The sequence below is a fragment of the Rossellomorea sp. LJF3 genome (assembly GCF_037046045.1).
Taxonomy (GTDB): domain Bacteria; phylum Bacillota; class Bacilli; order Bacillales; family Bacillaceae_B; genus Rossellomorea.
The window spans coordinates 43724-59254 of the sequence record NZ_JBANLY010000009.1 but is presented as its reverse complement, the minus strand read 5'-3'; the positions used below and the strand labels follow the sequence as shown (position 1 = coordinate 59254).

Annotated in this window: 17 protein-coding genes and 1 riboswitch; of the genes, 14 read left to right on the top strand and 3 right to left on the bottom strand. The window is 42.8% G+C overall.

Annotated elements, in window-relative coordinates; genetic code table 11:
* Window positions 1-112 precede the first annotated feature (112 nt).
* The 6 genes from V8G47_RS10725 (at window position 113) to V8G47_RS10700 (ending at window position 6682) form a co-directional block, all read left to right on the top strand.
* On the top strand, window positions 113-829 hold the full coding sequence (locus V8G47_RS10725; RefSeq protein ID WP_034758246.1) for a response regulator transcription factor: 717 nt from the start codon (window positions 113-115) through the stop codon (window positions 827-829).
* Window positions 826-2589: an ATP-binding protein gene (locus V8G47_RS10720; protein WP_336200105.1), complete on the top strand. Its 1764-nt coding sequence runs from the start codon at window positions 826-828 to the stop codon at window positions 2587-2589. The genes V8G47_RS10725 and V8G47_RS10720 overlap by 4 nt, the downstream gene beginning before the upstream one ends.
* Window positions 2590-2845: 256 nt before the next feature.
* Entirely contained in the window at window positions 2846-3400 is a 555-nt protein-coding gene (sigX, locus tag V8G47_RS10715) for an RNA polymerase sigma factor SigX (protein ID WP_336200104.1), read from the top strand.
* The gene (locus V8G47_RS10710; protein WP_336200103.1) at window positions 3372-4592 is read left to right on the top strand and encodes a hypothetical protein; all 1221 of its coding nucleotides are present in this window, start codon (window positions 3372-3374) and stop codon (window positions 4590-4592) included. The genes sigX and V8G47_RS10710 overlap by 29 nt, the downstream gene beginning before the upstream one ends.
* Before the next feature lie 222 nt (window positions 4593-4814).
* Window positions 4815-5708, top strand: coding sequence for a peptidoglycan DD-metalloendopeptidase family protein (locus V8G47_RS10705; protein ID WP_336200102.1), 894 nt, complete (start codon window positions 4815-4817; stop codon window positions 5706-5708).
* Between the two features lie 114 nt (window positions 5709-5822).
* Window positions 5823-5957, top strand: a riboswitch (FMN riboswitch).
* 155 nt (window positions 5958-6112) lie between these two features.
* Entirely contained in the window at window positions 6113-6682 is a 570-nt protein-coding gene (locus V8G47_RS10700) for an ECF transporter S component (protein WP_336200101.1), read from the top strand.
* A gap of 105 nt (window positions 6683-6787) precedes the next feature.
* Here V8G47_RS10700 and V8G47_RS10695 read toward each other — a convergent pair whose 3' ends face one another.
* Window positions 6788-7036: a ferredoxin gene (locus V8G47_RS10695; RefSeq protein WP_034758261.1), complete on the bottom strand. Its 249-nt coding sequence runs from the start codon at window positions 7034-7036 to the stop codon at window positions 6788-6790.
* Window positions 7037-7259: 223 nt separating this feature from the next.
* On the opposite strand from V8G47_RS10695, the gene V8G47_RS10690 reads away from it, so the two are divergent.
* From V8G47_RS10690 to V8G47_RS10660, 7 genes are all read left to right on the top strand, one after another.
* Entirely contained in the window at window positions 7260-8324 is a 1065-nt protein-coding gene (locus tag V8G47_RS10690) for a helix-turn-helix domain-containing protein (RefSeq protein ID WP_336200100.1), read from the top strand.
* Entirely contained in the window at window positions 8302-9774 is a 1473-nt protein-coding gene (locus V8G47_RS10685; protein WP_336200099.1) for a RecQ family ATP-dependent DNA helicase, read from the top strand. The genes V8G47_RS10690 and V8G47_RS10685 overlap by 23 nt, the downstream gene beginning before the upstream one ends.
* Before the next feature lie 9 nt (window positions 9775-9783).
* Window positions 9784-10383 (top strand): CPBP family intramembrane glutamic endopeptidase, encoded by a 600-nt coding sequence (locus V8G47_RS10680; protein ID WP_336200098.1) that lies wholly within the window; start codon window positions 9784-9786, stop codon window positions 10381-10383.
* Window positions 10376-11080: a LysM peptidoglycan-binding domain-containing protein gene (locus tag V8G47_RS10675; RefSeq protein WP_336200097.1), complete on the top strand. Its 705-nt coding sequence runs from the start codon at window positions 10376-10378 to the stop codon at window positions 11078-11080. Before V8G47_RS10680 ends, V8G47_RS10675 begins: the two co-directional genes overlap by 8 nt.
* 157 nt (window positions 11081-11237) lie before the next feature.
* On the top strand, window positions 11238-11759 hold the full coding sequence (locus tag V8G47_RS10670) for a phosphatase PAP2 family protein (RefSeq protein ID WP_336200096.1): 522 nt from the start codon (window positions 11238-11240) through the stop codon (window positions 11757-11759).
* A gap of 51 nt (window positions 11760-11810) precedes the next feature.
* On the top strand, window positions 11811-12956 hold the full coding sequence (locus V8G47_RS10665) for a glycosyltransferase family 4 protein (protein ID WP_336200095.1): 1146 nt from the start codon (window positions 11811-11813) through the stop codon (window positions 12954-12956).
* Between the two features lie 770 nt (window positions 12957-13726).
* On the top strand, window positions 13727-14182 hold the full coding sequence (locus V8G47_RS10660) for a DUF2663 family protein (RefSeq protein ID WP_336200094.1): 456 nt from the start codon (window positions 13727-13729) through the stop codon (window positions 14180-14182).
* 55 nt (window positions 14183-14237) lie between these two features.
* Here the strand turns inward: V8G47_RS10660 and V8G47_RS10655 are convergent, their stop codons facing one another.
* Together V8G47_RS10655 and V8G47_RS10650 are read right to left on the bottom strand one after the other, a co-directional pair.
* Complete coding sequence (locus tag V8G47_RS10655) at window positions 14238-14498, bottom strand: spore coat protein CotJB (RefSeq protein WP_336200093.1); 261 nt, start codon at window positions 14496-14498, stop codon at window positions 14238-14240.
* Between the two features lie 6 nt (window positions 14499-14504).
* A complete protein-coding gene (locus V8G47_RS10650) occupies window positions 14505-14726 on the bottom strand; it encodes a spore coat associated protein CotJA (RefSeq protein ID WP_336200092.1) in 222 nt (73 codons plus the stop codon).
* Window positions 14727-14877: 151 nt separating this feature from the next.
* Between V8G47_RS10650 and V8G47_RS10645 the strand changes: the two genes are divergently transcribed.
* Window positions 14878-15513 (top strand): CBS domain-containing protein, encoded by a 636-nt coding sequence (locus V8G47_RS10645; protein ID WP_336200091.1) that lies wholly within the window; start codon window positions 14878-14880, stop codon window positions 15511-15513.
* The last annotated feature ends 18 nt before the right edge of the window (window positions 15514-15531 follow it).

The window sequence follows — 15531 nt, the reverse complement described above, 5'->3', positions numbered from 1 at the left end:
ACGAAAGGAAGGAGCTGACAACCATGAGAATTCATTTCTCTTTCCAGTCAGCTTCTTTTTTTATACAAAATATAGGATAATATAGTGTAAATATACAAAGGGGGATGTACCCATGGAGGAAAATATTCGCATTCTGGTTGTTGATGATGAAGATCGAATCAGAAGACTGCTAAAGATGTATTTGGAAAGAGAAAACTATGAAATCGATGAAGCGGAAAATGGAGAACAGGCGTTGGAAATGGCTCTCGAACAAAACTATGATTGCATTCTATTGGATATCATGATGCCTGGAATGGACGGTATCGAAGTGTGTCAGCACCTTCGGGAAAGCAAGGCGACTCCCGTGATCATGCTTACAGCCAAGGGTGAAGAAGTGAATAGGGTACAAGGTTTCGAGGTCGGGACCGACGACTATATCGTGAAGCCTTTCTCTCCCCGTGAAGTAGTTCTCAGGGTGAAGGCACTATTGCGACGCTCCACGAAGTCAAGCTTCATTCAAACGGATGCAAAAGCAAAGGATCTGATTGTTTATCCGCATCTGACAATCGATAATGATGCCCACCGGGTGTCGGCGGATGGAATCGATGTCAATCTGACTCCTAAAGAATACGAACTCCTATATTTCCTTGCGAAAGCTCCTGATAAGGTATTTGATCGTGAGCACCTCCTGAAGGAAGTATGGCATTACGAATTTTTCGGCGATTTGCGTACGGTGGATACCCATGTGAAACGATTACGGGAAAAGCTGAACAAAGTGTCTGAAATGGCTGCTAAAATGATCGTGACCGTATGGGGAGTAGGCTATAAATTCGAGGTAACAAATGAATGAGGCTTTGGCGTAGTGTAGTAGGGAAACTGTGGGTGACCATCCTGCTCCTGGTTTCCTTTGTATTATTTATTCTCACAATCTTATTGCTGGAATTCTTTCAAAATTACCATGTAGGTGTAGTGGAGAAAGAACTGACCCATACGGCTGAAAAAGTAGCCAGGGTCATCGAGAATCATAATGATCTGACCCTCGGAATGGAACTGGGAAAAGAAATCATCGATGAACCGGTTAATATCATCATTTCCCTGGACCAAAACCAATCGCTGTATTCTCAAGACTCGACGGTCTTTCAAAAGAAGATCCACCAGTATATCTCGAAGGATAACAAGCTTCAGTCAGTCAAATCAAAGGAAATCACCGTGAAAAAAGAAGTTGAACTGTCCAAGGAGTCGCCTAATCGATATGAGAATGTCATCGTAGTCGGGACACCGCTTCATATAAATGGGGAAGATGGTGCCGTTTATCTTTATCAGTCCCTCGGGGTGATCAAAGATACAACACGACAAACCACCAAGCTGATTCTGCTTGCGGCAGGTATTGCCATCATCCTCACGACGATCTTTGCCTTCTTTCTTTCCACCCGTATCACTGCACCGCTCCGGAAAATGAGGGAGGCAGCTTTCGAAGTGGCAAAGGGAAAGTTCGATACAAAGGTTCCAATCCTGACGAAGGATGAAATCGGTGAACTTGCTACTGGCTTCAATCAGATGGGAAGGCAGTTGAAGTTTCATATCAACGCACTCAGTCAGGAAAAAGAACAGCTTTCATCCATTCTCAGCAGTATGGCAGATGGTGTCATCACCTTTAATCGGGACGGGACCATCCTGATTACGAACCCCCCTGCTGATCGTTTCCTCCAACACTGGTATTATGAACAAAGTGAAGAGGGTGAAGAAGCAATCCCGACGACTGTAAGGGAATTATTGCAGAGTGTGGTCGTAACCGAAATGGAACAGACTGATGAACTGAGTCTGCAAGGGCGTTCCTATGTGGTGATCGTGAGTCCCCTGTATAATAATAACACTATCAGGGGAGCGGTCGCGGTGGTTCGTGACATGACAGAGGAACGGAGATTGGATAAGCTTCGGAAGGATTTCATTGCCAACGTCTCCCACGAACTGCGCACACCCATTTCCATGCTTCAGGGGTATAGTGAAGCGATCGTGGATGATATTGCAGGATCCGAAGAAGAGAAGAAAGAAATTGCCCGCATCATCTATGATGAATCGCTTCGCATGGGAAGGCTCGTCAATGATCTCCTGGATCTCGCCCGCATGGAAGCCGGGCATATCACCCTGAACAAGGATGTTATCGGAGTGATGCCTTTCACGGAAAGAGTGACAAACAAGTTCATCGGATTGGCCAAGGAAAAAAAGGTATCCATCTACTTTGAAAGTGATGTGGGATTAAATAAGGAGATCTCCATAGACCCCGATCGAATTGAACAAGTATTAACGAATCTCATCGATAATGCTCTGAGGCATACGCCGACGGGAGGGGAAGTGACGGTTTCCCTGACGGAAAAGAAAGGCGGATATCTGTTTCATGTCAGGGACACGGGCTCCGGCATACCTGAAGAAGACCTTCCTTTCGTATTCGAGCGTTTTTACAAAGCTGATAAAGCCAGAACAAGAGGGAAGTCCGGAACAGGTCTCGGTCTTGCCATCGCCAAGAATATCATTGAGTCTCATAAGGGGCATATTCAGGTGCAAAGCAAAGTCGATCAAGGGACAACCTTCACTTTCTTTCTCCCTATTTAGCCAATTATCGATCATCTCCATAGAAACATGACGATTTTTCTTGTTACATGGGAAACATTCTTTATTTTTTGCTCTATTTCAAAAAGGTTGTTGAAAAAGAGAAAATGGGCCAGCAGGGTGATTTATCCTGTTGGCTTTTTTCATGCGGCTTCCCGGTCAATATGGGTCTTTCCTTTTCGCCTAAATAATACTATATTGATAGTGTGTAACTTTTTTACATAGTGAACGACTAATAATTTGACGGGGAGGGAATAAAGTGAACTCCGTTTTTGAGAAATTATACTCTGCTTATCATCAGGATGTATTCCAATTCCTCATATACATGGTACAAAATAAACAGCAGGCAGAAGACCTGGCTCAGGAAGTATATATCCGGGTGCTTAAATCTCATGAGAATTTCGAAGGGAAAAGCTCCGAAAAGACATGGCTTTTTTCCATTGCGAAAAATGTTGCCATCGATCATTTCAGAAAACAAAAAAACTGGAAAAACCGTATTCTGGATAAATTCGATTGGAGTCGCAATGAAGTAACAGACGACGGGGCACTTCCCGATGAGATCGCCGTTGCCAATGAAGAAATCCAGGTGTTGTATGAATGCTTGAAACACTGCACAACGGACTTTCGAATGGTCATCATCATGCGTTACTTACAGGAACTTTCAATCTCTGAAACCTCTGAGGTGCTTGGCTGGTCAGAAAGCAAAGTGAAAACGACCCAGCATAGGGCCATCAAATGGTTGAGGATTGAAATGAATCAACGGCTCCCAAAGGAGGAAAGAGACATTGAACCAGTCAGAATGGAAAGATCGTGATATCGAGGACCTCATCAAAAAGCTTCCTCAAATCAAAGATGATCGAACTTCTCACTATATCCATGCACGAATGGAAAGGAGAAAAAAGAAAGCTCAAACCTCATTTAAACGATTCATACCGGCAGTCGCAGCACTTGCCGCCATATTCATCATGGTCCTACTCGCCCCCACCGTTCTAAATCAACTAACGGATAACAACAGTATGGAGAAATCCGGATCGGGTGCGGAACCGGGCAGCTCAGAAAATAAAGGGGAAATCGCTTCTCTGCAGAAAGAAAGTGCACTTCCTCCCCAATCGAGTAAAGAAGAAAAAATCGCTGCGACGGAGGCTGATCCAAAAGGAAACAGCAAGCGGACGATGTCGGAGGATCTAAAAGAATCCCCAAAAAGGCTTTCTCTTTATGAAGAAGATCTAAAGGGAAAGGAATTCTATTCCTTTGGACTTGTTTCTCCCGAAGCAGTACCTGTACCTGTAACGATTGTGGAAGAACAGGGACAGGAAGACTGGTTAACAAGACACGAGCAAATTGGCGAGAAACTGCCGGAAACCGATTGGGGACTTGAAGACTATCTGCCTTTAAATGGAGATGTGTCTCTTGCCAAAAATAAGATCATCTTCACCCTCGATCCCGATCATTCTTACAGTGGCAGCAGTGCAGTCGAATACGCTTTTTATCACTCTCTTCAATATTCATTCCAGCATAAAGGGTTAGAAGAGGTTGTACTGAAAAATCATGATGGTTCGGTCCCTCAATTCAGCTCGACGGGAGAATTCTCAAGCGTTGATTTGAATGAAGATACACACAGTGCATACTATCTATACTCACCCAATGGGACGGATCGCTTCCTTGTACCGGATAATATAAACAGAGGGGGGATCAAGGAGTCGATCCAAGCAATGAAAAGTGCAGAAACTGGCCTTTTTCAAAGTGTCATCCCGAAAGACATCAATTTTAACGTGACAGAAGCAGATGAGGTGGTAACAATCAGTTTTTTAAACGAATTGGACTTAACCTCTTTAGATGAACAAATCGCACAGGAGATGATTGAAGGAATATTACTGACGAGCAGGAGCTCTGGATTTGCGAGTGCCCGGTTTGAAAACATCAAACAGGAAGGCTGGAACGGCTTCGACTTCACAGAACCCATCGAGACACCGATCAGCCCGAATAAAAAGAGCTTAGTAAACTAAATATGATGGAAAAGATCAGAAGCGGATTTGACCTCCGAATCTGGTCTTTTTTATTTATAAAGCGATAAAAACGAATATTTACCCCATACACAGACAAACTACACAAAGGAAAAATATCTCAAAAAGTATGCCGATGCATGGGATGAGGGGGAAAAGGTTAGAATGGTGTAATACATATAGAAGTCGAGGCACGTCTGTCAATAAGAGCGAAGGAGGACAAGCATGATTTTCGATTATGCAAGAAGGCTGTTCATCGTTTTTCTTTTAACGTTATGTGTATTCATGATGTTCTTAACCGGTAATGTGGTAAAAGCAGAGGGGGATAAGGTGGCAGGGGACACTTCGTCCTGGACATTTCCCGTAGAAGGCATGATAACAGATTCATATGGTACAAGGTCGGGTTCTCACAAAGGCATGGATATCGGAGGGGAAATCGGGTCGCCTGTGTATTCTGTCGCTAAAGGAAAAGTGATCAAATCTTATCTTTCAGAGAGCTACGGGCATGTTGTATTCATCAGGCATGAAAATGGATATGAAACCGTTTATGCTCATCTTCAAAGCAGGCTTGTAGATGAAAATCAGGAAGTGGCACAAGGTCAACAACTTGGACGATTAGGAAATACAGGAAGATCAACGGGTGCCCATCTCCATTTTGAAGTACACAGGGGGGAGTGGACGATTGATAAAGAAAACGCAATCGATCCCTATCGTGTTTTCGGTCATGGAGAAGTCGGGCAGCTTGTGTTTGCCAAAGAGCAGGATCCTTTCCAGGCAGTCGGGGTCTCAGGGAATCCAGAATCGCTTCATGATGAAAGTGTAGCGGATGGGGTGCACATCGTCCATAAAGGTGAGACCCTTTGGGGGATTTCACGAAAATACGATGTGTCAATTGAAGATATAATGCAGGAAAATGGATTGAAGAGCTCGGGGTTAAAGGTCAATCAGAGATTGATGATTCCAGGATCATCCCCTAAAGGGCAGTACGTAGTGAAGCAAGGGGACACGCTTTATTCGATCTCAATGGCGCAGGGGATCGATATGGAAGAACTGGTGGCGAGGAATGACTTGAACCCGGCAACGGCGATTTATCCCCAGCAGGTGCTGAAGGTGGATTGAGGATGTAATGAACACCGCGGGAAAGGGATTCAACATATTTAGTTCGAATTCGAACTGTTTTTCTTCACATAACCCTCCACTTTATGTATAATGAGAATGTATAAAAAAATAAAGATTCGTCTTCGGGGCAGGGTGAAATTCCCTACCGGCGGTGATGAAACCACGTGTTTCTAAGCCCGCGAGCCTTTTGGGGCAGGATTTGGTGCGATTCCAAAGCCGACAGTATAGTCTGGATGGGAGAAGATGAAGGTGATGGCCACAACGTTTAGAAAATGGGAAGCTAAACGTTTATTAGGGTATGCCTTTCATTCTCCGGGATATATGTATATCCGGGAGTTTTTTAATGCTACCTTTCGCTTGAACCGTCTTCGATTTGAGATGAATCTCCTAAAGGAGAGAGAGTTATGAAAAAAATGAATACGAGAATGTTTGTCACAGTTGGAATGCTAAGTGCCATATCGTATGTACTAATGTTATTCAACTTCCCAATTCCACCATTTCCAAAGTTTCTAATGGTTGATTTCAGTGATGTACCTGCATTGATTGCGACGGTTACACTGGGACCGCTTGCAGGGATATTGGTCGAACTGTTTAAAAACGTGATCGATTATGTCATGACCGGAAGCGACACAGGTGTTCCGATTGGTCATGCAGCCAATTTTATTGCGGGAGTCCTTTTGATACTTCCGACGTATTACATCTATTCACGTTTTCAATCGAAAAAAGGTCTGTTGGTCGGCCTGATCACAGGAACCGTCGTCATGAGTATCAGCATGGGGATCCTGAATTACTTTGTGTTCCTACCTGCTTATAAATACTTCATGAATTTTGAGCTTCCGGCTGAAATCATCATTACCGGAATCGTTCCATTCAACATCCTGAAAGGGATTTTGGTGACATCCGTATTTACCTTACTGTTTGTCCGCCTTCAAGGCTGGCTATCAAGACAGGTGGCCTTAAACAAAGCGGCATAGTGATCATATAAAATGAACCCCTCAACCATATTGAGGGGTTTTTCTATTGCCTTCCATTTCATAAAAAAAAGCTAAGAAGATAGATCTTCTTAGCCCTCATTCTTACTATTCAAATTTCAGTGCATCTCCGTCGAATGGTTCGTCAGATACTTTAATGGAATCTGTCGGGCAACCTTCGAATGCATCGATCATATCATCTTCCAATACGTCAGGAACTTCAACCGTTCCCTGGTTATCATCTAATGTTACAAATGCAATACCTTCATCATCATAGTCGTAAATATCTGGAGCGGCAGCCCCGCATGCTCCACATGCAATGCATGTGTCCTTGTCAACGATCGTATATTTTGGCAAAGAAAAAACCTCCCGAATAAATAATTCTATATAATTCATCATTATACACAATGTCAATTTGTGAAAAATCACTTAATGTTTATTTTATAGAGGATTGGATGACTTTTCAATAGTTAGGTGCTTTCTTTTTATTTTTATCCTATATATGAAAAACAAAACATGGTGAAAAGCCAATTTCATGGTACAATATTTGACAATAACCTACATATTAAGGAGGAGAGCATTGACCTATCTTAATTATGTGATCCTATATTGTTTTTCGCAAATTAATGGAGAGCGCTCCATTTACTCGGTATTTCATATTTTAAAAGGGAAGAAATCTTCCCAATCGATTCAGGATGCACATATCTTTCATCTGCAACCCTTTTTCCTTTCTTTACCGAAGTTGAAGCGGCCATATTTCAATCAAAAGGTGAATGAATTGGAAGAGGCTGGATGGATAACCGTTGGGAAAAATGATATTGCCAAAGTTTCATCCGAGGGCTCTAAAGCCGTGAAACAATATTTTCTTGATGAGGCTTTCCCTTCAGAAATGAACGGCCTCATCCATGGTGATCAAGCCCGTTTATTCTGGATGAGATTAAGTCTCCTGGTTCAAGTCCTTTCGAATGCCAAACGTCAGGAACTCCTCTATTACCCGGTTCAGCGGAACAGACATATACAGGAATGGGTCAAGAATTGTTTTAGGGCCAATCCTAACAGTGACAATCTCTCGTCCCTATTGTTCAAAGAGCTGACCACCTTGCTGAATATCCAGGGGAGTGATCCATCTCTATTGGTGTATCGATTAACCGGATATAGAGACTACGGCTGGACGGAATTTCAGGTGGCAGAGAAATTGGACATGGATCCTGAAGAATGCCGCTTCCGATTCCTGAATTTGCTCCACGGTATGTTGTCAGAAATAGAAAAGGACCCTAAAGGCTATCCGTTATTATATTCCATGGGATTGAAAAATGATCACAGACAGAACCTGACCATCTCGACCAGCAAGACCTACGACTTGTATAAGAGAGGGCATTCCCTTGAAGAAATCGCCCGGATCCGTAAATTGAAACTCAATACCATTGAGGACCATGTCATCGAGTTAATTCTAACAGAAGAAGGTTTGGGCATTGATCCCTTCATTACCCGGGAAGAATATGCAAACGTACTGAAAGTGATGAAGGAAGCACAAACGAAAAGACTTAAGCCCATTAAAGAAAAGCTCCCTCATTTGAGCTATTTTCAAATCCGTGTGGCAATCGCAAAGGCTGGTGAAATACGTGAATCTGCAACGAGAACTTAAAGAAAGATTCGGCTACTCTTCCTTTAGGGAAGGGCAGGAAGAAATCATCCATTCCGTGCTGAATAAACAGGATACGGTTGCTATGCTCCCGACGGGAACAGGAAAGTCACTGTGTTATCAGCTACCCGGTTATCTGATGAATGGGCATGTGTTGATCATTTCTCCACTGCTCTCTTTAATGCAGGATCAAGTGGAGCAGATGAAAGTGATGGGGGAAAAGCGGGTCATCGCACTGAATTCTTTTTTGCCCTATTTGGAAAGAAGAGAGGCTTTGGAACGATTGCATTTATATAAGTTCATCTTCATTTCCCCTGAAATGTTAATGAATCGAGGGGTCATATCCTCCCTGCAATCTTTGGATATTTCCCTGTATGTGATCGATGAAGCCCACTGTATATCTCAGTGGGGACCTGATTTCAGGCCGGATTATCTAAAGCTCGGGGAACTGAAGGAGCTGCTACACAACCCGACCACCCTGGCATTGACGGCAACGGCGACGGAGGAAGTCAGGGAAGACATCAAGCAGGTGCTTCAAATGGATCATGCTGTTGAAATGGTCTATTCAGTCGATCGTGGAAATATTGGATTATTTGTTAATAGGGTATCCGGACAAAATGAAAAGCTGAACACTTTGTTGGAATGTGTGAGGGCGTGGGATGGTCCGGGGGTAGTATATTTCTCAAGTAAACGCATGGCTGAAGACGTTGCTCTCTGGCTGTCAGAGAACGGGGTGTCAGGAGTTGCCCATTACCACGGGGGGATGGAGCAGGAGGACCGGATCTTGATTCAGCAGCAATTCCTTTCCGGGAAGCTTAAAATGATCTGTGCAACCTCGGCGTTTGGAATGGGAGTGAATAAAGAAAATATCCGTTTCGTCATTCACTTTCATTTCCCCTCCAGCATCGAAGCGTTTTTACAGGAAATTGGAAGGGCTGGCCGCGATGGAGAAAGTAGTGTTTCTGTCGTGTTATACTCAGAACAGGATCTTTCCTTGCCCCTTCAGTTCATCGAAAGTGAGCTGCCCCAAGATGATCAAATTCAGGGGTTTATCGGAGAGGACAGAAAGGGTCAGTCAAAGGAGTTAATCGAACAGCTTCAGCTTACGGAGGTGCAGTATCGATTCCTGACATATTATACAGATGAGTTGACCCGGGGCATGCCAATTGATCAAGGTAGATTACTAGAAAAAGTGAAACAAATCCGGAACAATCGTTTACAATACAAGAAGGACAACCTGTACTCCATGATCGACTGGCTTCAGGCCGCTACGTGCAGACGTGAGAAGCTGCTCCATTATTTCAATGAAAAAAAGAATGTCGATAACCCATATTGTTGTGATATTTGCAGTGACTCACTCGATGATTTCAAGACTGAGCCATTTGCGTTAAATGTACAAGAAAACGGCACTGCAAACTGGGAGAAAAGGTTAGAAAATTTATTATTAGGATAAGTGGTATCAATGAAGAAACAAGGGGAAATCATTCAACAGCTTTCTAAGAAGCAATTAACTTTCCATTTGTATTTTACTCAATTTTTACTATTAACGATTGCCTGTGTGTTGGGTATATTTTTATTTGACACAACGTCTGAATTCTGGAATCAGATCAGGTTTTCCCCTGCCATCATTACGGTCGGGATGACGAGCGGTCTCCTGATCGTCCTGATCGATATCCTCCTGATGAAGGTGTTGCCTGCTAAATATTACGACGATGGCGGGGTCAATGCACAGATATTCACTAATAGAAGCATGGGGGAAATTGCCCTTTTAGCTCTTTTTATCAGTATTAGTGAAGAGGTTTTATTCAGGGGTGTGCTCCAATTTCACTTTGGACTGCTCATTTCAAGCATTATTTTCGCACTCATTCATTTCAGGTATTGGGCTCACTGGTTTTTAATCATCAATATCGTATTGCTCAGCTTTTGGATCGGTTTCATTTATGAATTCACAGATAATTTATTGGTTACGATCATCATGCACTTTGTCATCGATTTTTTACTTGGATTACATATGCGTAAGAATGGAAGACAAAGAAGTAAAGAAGGGATGTCACATGAGTAAAGACCCATATCGAGATCAGGCAGCGAAACGGAAGATAAAAATTGAACGAGTCCCTGAGGAACCACCCGTCAAAAAAAGGGAGCCGCTTCCCCCAAGAAGTGAGCTGCATAGAGAGAAACATAAAAAGAACAAATGGAAAATGAAATACCCATTGATCAGTATGCTGCTCTTATTTTTTATTTTATTGCCTTTGACCGTTTTTGGCATTTATTCTTATCTCGATCACAGAAATGGTCCCCTCGTCGTCATGTCTGAAGATGTAGATGACGTGGTTGAAGTCCGTTATGACCAATCTGAAGATGAACAAGAAGATAGTGATGCTGAGGCTGCCGTCGCCCCTCAAAAGGAAGAGGATCCTCCTGAAACGGAACAGCAAAATGCCTCATCAAAAGAGTCTGCTTCCTCTACTGGTGAGAAGAATCAACAAGCCTCGGCGCCACCACCTAAAGAAACAGTAGAAGAAAAGCCGGAGGGACAGACTAAAAAAGAACCAAAAGAAGAACCTCAAGAAATAAAGAAAGAAGAGCCAAAGGTCAAGGTTGTGTATCATACGGTTAAACCACAGGAAACCTTATACCGGATCGCCATGAATTACTATCATTCCCCATCAGGCGTTGACCGGATAAAAGAATGGAACAAGATTCAGGATACCGACATTCAAACAGGCCAAGTGTTGGAAATTCCGCTAGATCAATAAAACATCCGCCCCAGAATATGGGGATGGGTGTTTTTTTGTCGGGGATTTACATTTATTTGCAACAATCGTAAATAGAATTTACATGGAATTAGTAGAAGAGTTACATACCGAAAATATAATGAAACTGACATATCAGTACAGAGAAGGGGTGGATTGAATGGACAATATGCTGACGCGCTTTCGTCATGCAGATGACAAGTTGTTTTATAGAATCAATGGTAGTAAGGAGCTGTATCGTTCATTCTTTGGATATGTAACTCATTTGGGCGGGGCGAGGTTCACTGTGGGAGCCATTTTCACCTTATTCATCCTGGGTCAGTATTATATTTGGCTCATGAATACGGTCATCATGGCTTCAGTTTCCCTGATCATCAGCCATATCCTGATGATATGGCTGAAAAAAGGTGTCAAAAGAATTCGTCCGTATCTGACATTACCGGGTGCCATCATTCATGGCTATCATTTCAAGGATCACTCATTTCCGTCAGGCCATGCAACGGCTATTTTCTCCATCACCATCCCTTTTATGATCCACTACCCGATCACCATGCTCGTTCTGTTCCCGTTGAGTTGGCTCGTTGGGTATTCGAGAGTCGTTCTCGGTGTCCATTATCCTTCAGATGTATTGGCAGGTGCGTTTCTGGCATTTGTCACGACAATGGCCATCTTGTTTATCTAAAGAAGCTAACGGAAAGCTAAGATTGCATGTAAACAAAAAGGGGGAAGGGTAATGAGAGTGGCGCTTTTTACTGATACGTTTTATCCGCAGGTAAACGGAGTGGCAAGGACCTTAAAAAAGCTGACTGATCATTATGATAAGAGAAGGATTGAATACAAAGTGTTCACACCTGATCTTCAGGATAAAGGGGAGAATTATCCTAATGTGCACTCGTTCATGAGTTTCCCCTTCTTTCTTTATCCTGAATGCCGGACGGCCATAGTAAATCCAAAGACAATCCGAAAGCAGCTAAAGGATTTTTCTCCCACACTGATTCATGTTACCACGCCACTGACGATGGGGCTTTATGGAATCCGTGGTACAAAGAAATTGGACATCCCCCTTGTGGCCTCTTATCATACCCATTTTGATGTGTACTTGAATTATTACAAAATGATGTGGGCAGCCCCATTATTATGGAAATATATGAAGTGGTTTTATTCACATGCTGACCGAATCCTCGTCCCTTCTGAAGAAACGAGGATGCATCTGATGAAGCAGGGCTTTACCGACTTGTCCATATGGGGGAGAGGGGTCGATTGTGCGACGTTTTCACCCAAGAAGCGAAACTCCTCCCTTAAGGAAAAATTCAAGATTGATAAGAAATATATCCTCCTTTACGTAGGGAGGCTGGCACCAGAGAAAGACTTGGATACACTTGAAAAAACGGTCAAACACCTTCCTGGGGAAGTGAAGGATCGAGTCCAATGGCTCATCGTCGGCGATGGGCCACTAAAGAAAGAGCTCATGGATAAGACCCAGGGTGAAAATGTCATCTTCACAGGCTATCTGACAGGGGAAGAACTTGCAGAAACGTATGCCTCCTCCGATTTATTTGTCTTCCCTTCAGCTTCTGAAACATTTGGGAATGTCGTACTGGAAGCACTGGCATCAGGGTTGCCTGCCGTAGTCGCAGACAGGGGAGGCGTGACGAATATCGTCGAGCATGGTCATACGGGCAGGGTTGCAGAAGCTCATCGATATCAATCCTTCATCCACCATATCATTGAATCGCTGGATGAAAGCCGGCTGATCTACATGAAACGAAAAGCACTCCAAATGGCAGAAAGTCAATCCTGGGATGCTATCTTTGAAGGACTCATAACTGAATTCAGGGAAATGAGTTCCTTCCATACCCAAACGCAGCGGTACGGCTGAAAAAATATTCATGAAAAGGTTGAGACATTTCTAAATCCATTTCCTCAAAAACGAACAATCAAAAAATTAGTTGGGATCACTTGTTGCACCGCTATTGATTTCCGTGCAAGACTACGCTTTCCTCGGGCGGAAGGAGTCTTCATCTTGCACTCCAATCAAAAGCTAGACCCTGCTTTATATAGTGTGTATGCTTTAGCAATAATAATGAAAGGGCAATTTCACCCAGGTTGTTGTTATTCGTTATTCATACACCCACTATAGTGTTCGAGTGTTCGGTCACTTGGGGTGTGTCGGAGCAGAATGAGTCATTCACATCAGGTAAGAAAGAGTATTTGTATAAGTAACGGTCATCGGCAATAGCAACTAGTAGAATAAGAGTTGTTGTATGCTATGGTGGAGGAATCTCGACATTACAATATAGTGAAACCCTTACGATTGGATAGTTGATTGGAGAGGAAGTTGCTCGACTCCTGCGGGAAACGCTGGACAGGTGAGACCCTACAGGGCTTTTGCCCGAGGAGGCTCACCGCCAGCCCCGCGGAAAGCGAGCAACTGGAGCGGAAATCAACCTCTACTTACTACATCCAAAAGCAAAGTATTTACGTAAACAGCTATATGATAAATCCGAACGATTTCGATTTTCAAAAGAATTTCGTTGATCGTTCGGATTTTCATTTAACTAAACACCTTGTCCCAACCTCTTTTTCAGGTGCTGATTCTATCTCCCTGGACATGCTCATATACTATAGGGAGGGGAGGAGTGGATAAGGATGGAACGGGGAGGAAAGGAATTTGGGGAGTGGACAGATCAGGCCACCGAGCAAATGCTCTATAACCTGATTGAAAAAAAACAAAAATTTGATAGGGCGAAGGCCCTTCACCTATATACAATATGGGGGGCAATGTTTGCATCTTTCTTTTTTCTATATTATTTGACGAAGTTCGTGTTAGGCCCATATTCATACTCGTTTGCTGCAATGTTCTCCAGCTTTGTAGCAGATTCCATTCATTTATTCATGGCCCTTTTTCTAGTTGTGCTATTCGGAGCTGCGAAAATATTATATGAAAAGAAGGAAAAAAAAGAAAAAGAATTTCATGCATTAAGATGTGAAATCATCGATCGCAGTAAAGATTTATGGAAAGAAGAAGCCTGGAAAAAGAGGCATCATGTATACGATAAAATGAAAAAAGAATGGGATATCAATCTGTTCCATGGGAGTAAATGAGAACCCAGTGTTTCAGGGAACCACTGGGAGTGAATTTTACAGACATGCACTTCTCTCACACTTGCCATGGCCAGGGTGCTTCCTTCCAAGCCCACGGGTAATTGGAGTAGCTGTACCCAAAATGCGTCAGTGGACCGAACTCCTTTTCAAATTTCTTTTTAATTTGTTTTCGGGTTTTTACATACATATTGTACTGTGAGATGGCCTCATAATCTTCCGGGTGGGTATCAAGGTACAAAGTCAGATCAACAATGACGAAATCGACCGCCTGCAGTTCTTCCAACATGTCATAATAATGGGTGGGAAGCTGTTTCATATGGGATCACTCTCCCTTCGCTTTTTCGTAGGGACTGTAATACGGATCATAAAATACTTTCCACAATGTACCCTTCTGCAAAGCTTCTTTAGGTGTATACTGTTCTAAATTAGGGGGCTGGAATCCAAGATACAGGTTTGGGGGAGTCGAATATACCTTTCGTGTAATCGGTTTACACGGATCATTGGGACTTATATACGGGTAATAAGCTTTATAGAACTCATGCATACGGATACCTCCTTTAAATGAATTCCTTCGTAACAACATATGATAGAAGGAAAGGGAACATGTTATTTTATATAAATTCATAAGAATGAAGGGAAATACAAGGGAAATGTTGAATACATAATGTGTAGGAAATTAATGATGAGGTGGTCAAATGTTTGTTAAAAATGCCATGATACCGAAACACAAATGCTATGTAGTGGACGTAAACGATTCAGTTGAAAAGACGCTGACGGTGCTCGAACACCATAAAATCGACGGGGTACCTGTCCTTTCGAATGAAGAGTTTAAAGGCGTAGCAACCCGTTACAATATCTATCAAAGCTTCTTCCTTTCCGGAATGGACAAGGAAACCTTTCTCAAAGAGAAAAAGGTCAGTGATATCATAACAGATTCGGACAAATATATGACTGAAAAGGATGTATTTGAAAATGCATTGATCGAATTAAAGGATTCGCCGATCCTCCCGGTGGTAGGCGAAAATAATAAATTCCTGGGACTCGTTACGCGCTTTGACGTCCTGGATCAATTCAGAAGTGCATTCGGCATGGATCAGAAAGGAGTCCGCATCGCTTTCTCTTCTGTAGAAACGGAAGGACGGATCGCGAGGCTCGGTGACATCATCCAACAATATTCAGAATCTGTGATATCACTTGTAACGTTCGATGAATCCGATAAATTATTACGCCGTATTGTCCTGAAGGTGGAAAAGAAGGATAATATGGATAAATTCCTTAATAAGTTAGAGAAATCGGGATTCCGGATTCTCGATATACATGAAGATGAATAATTGAATAAATCCCTGTAT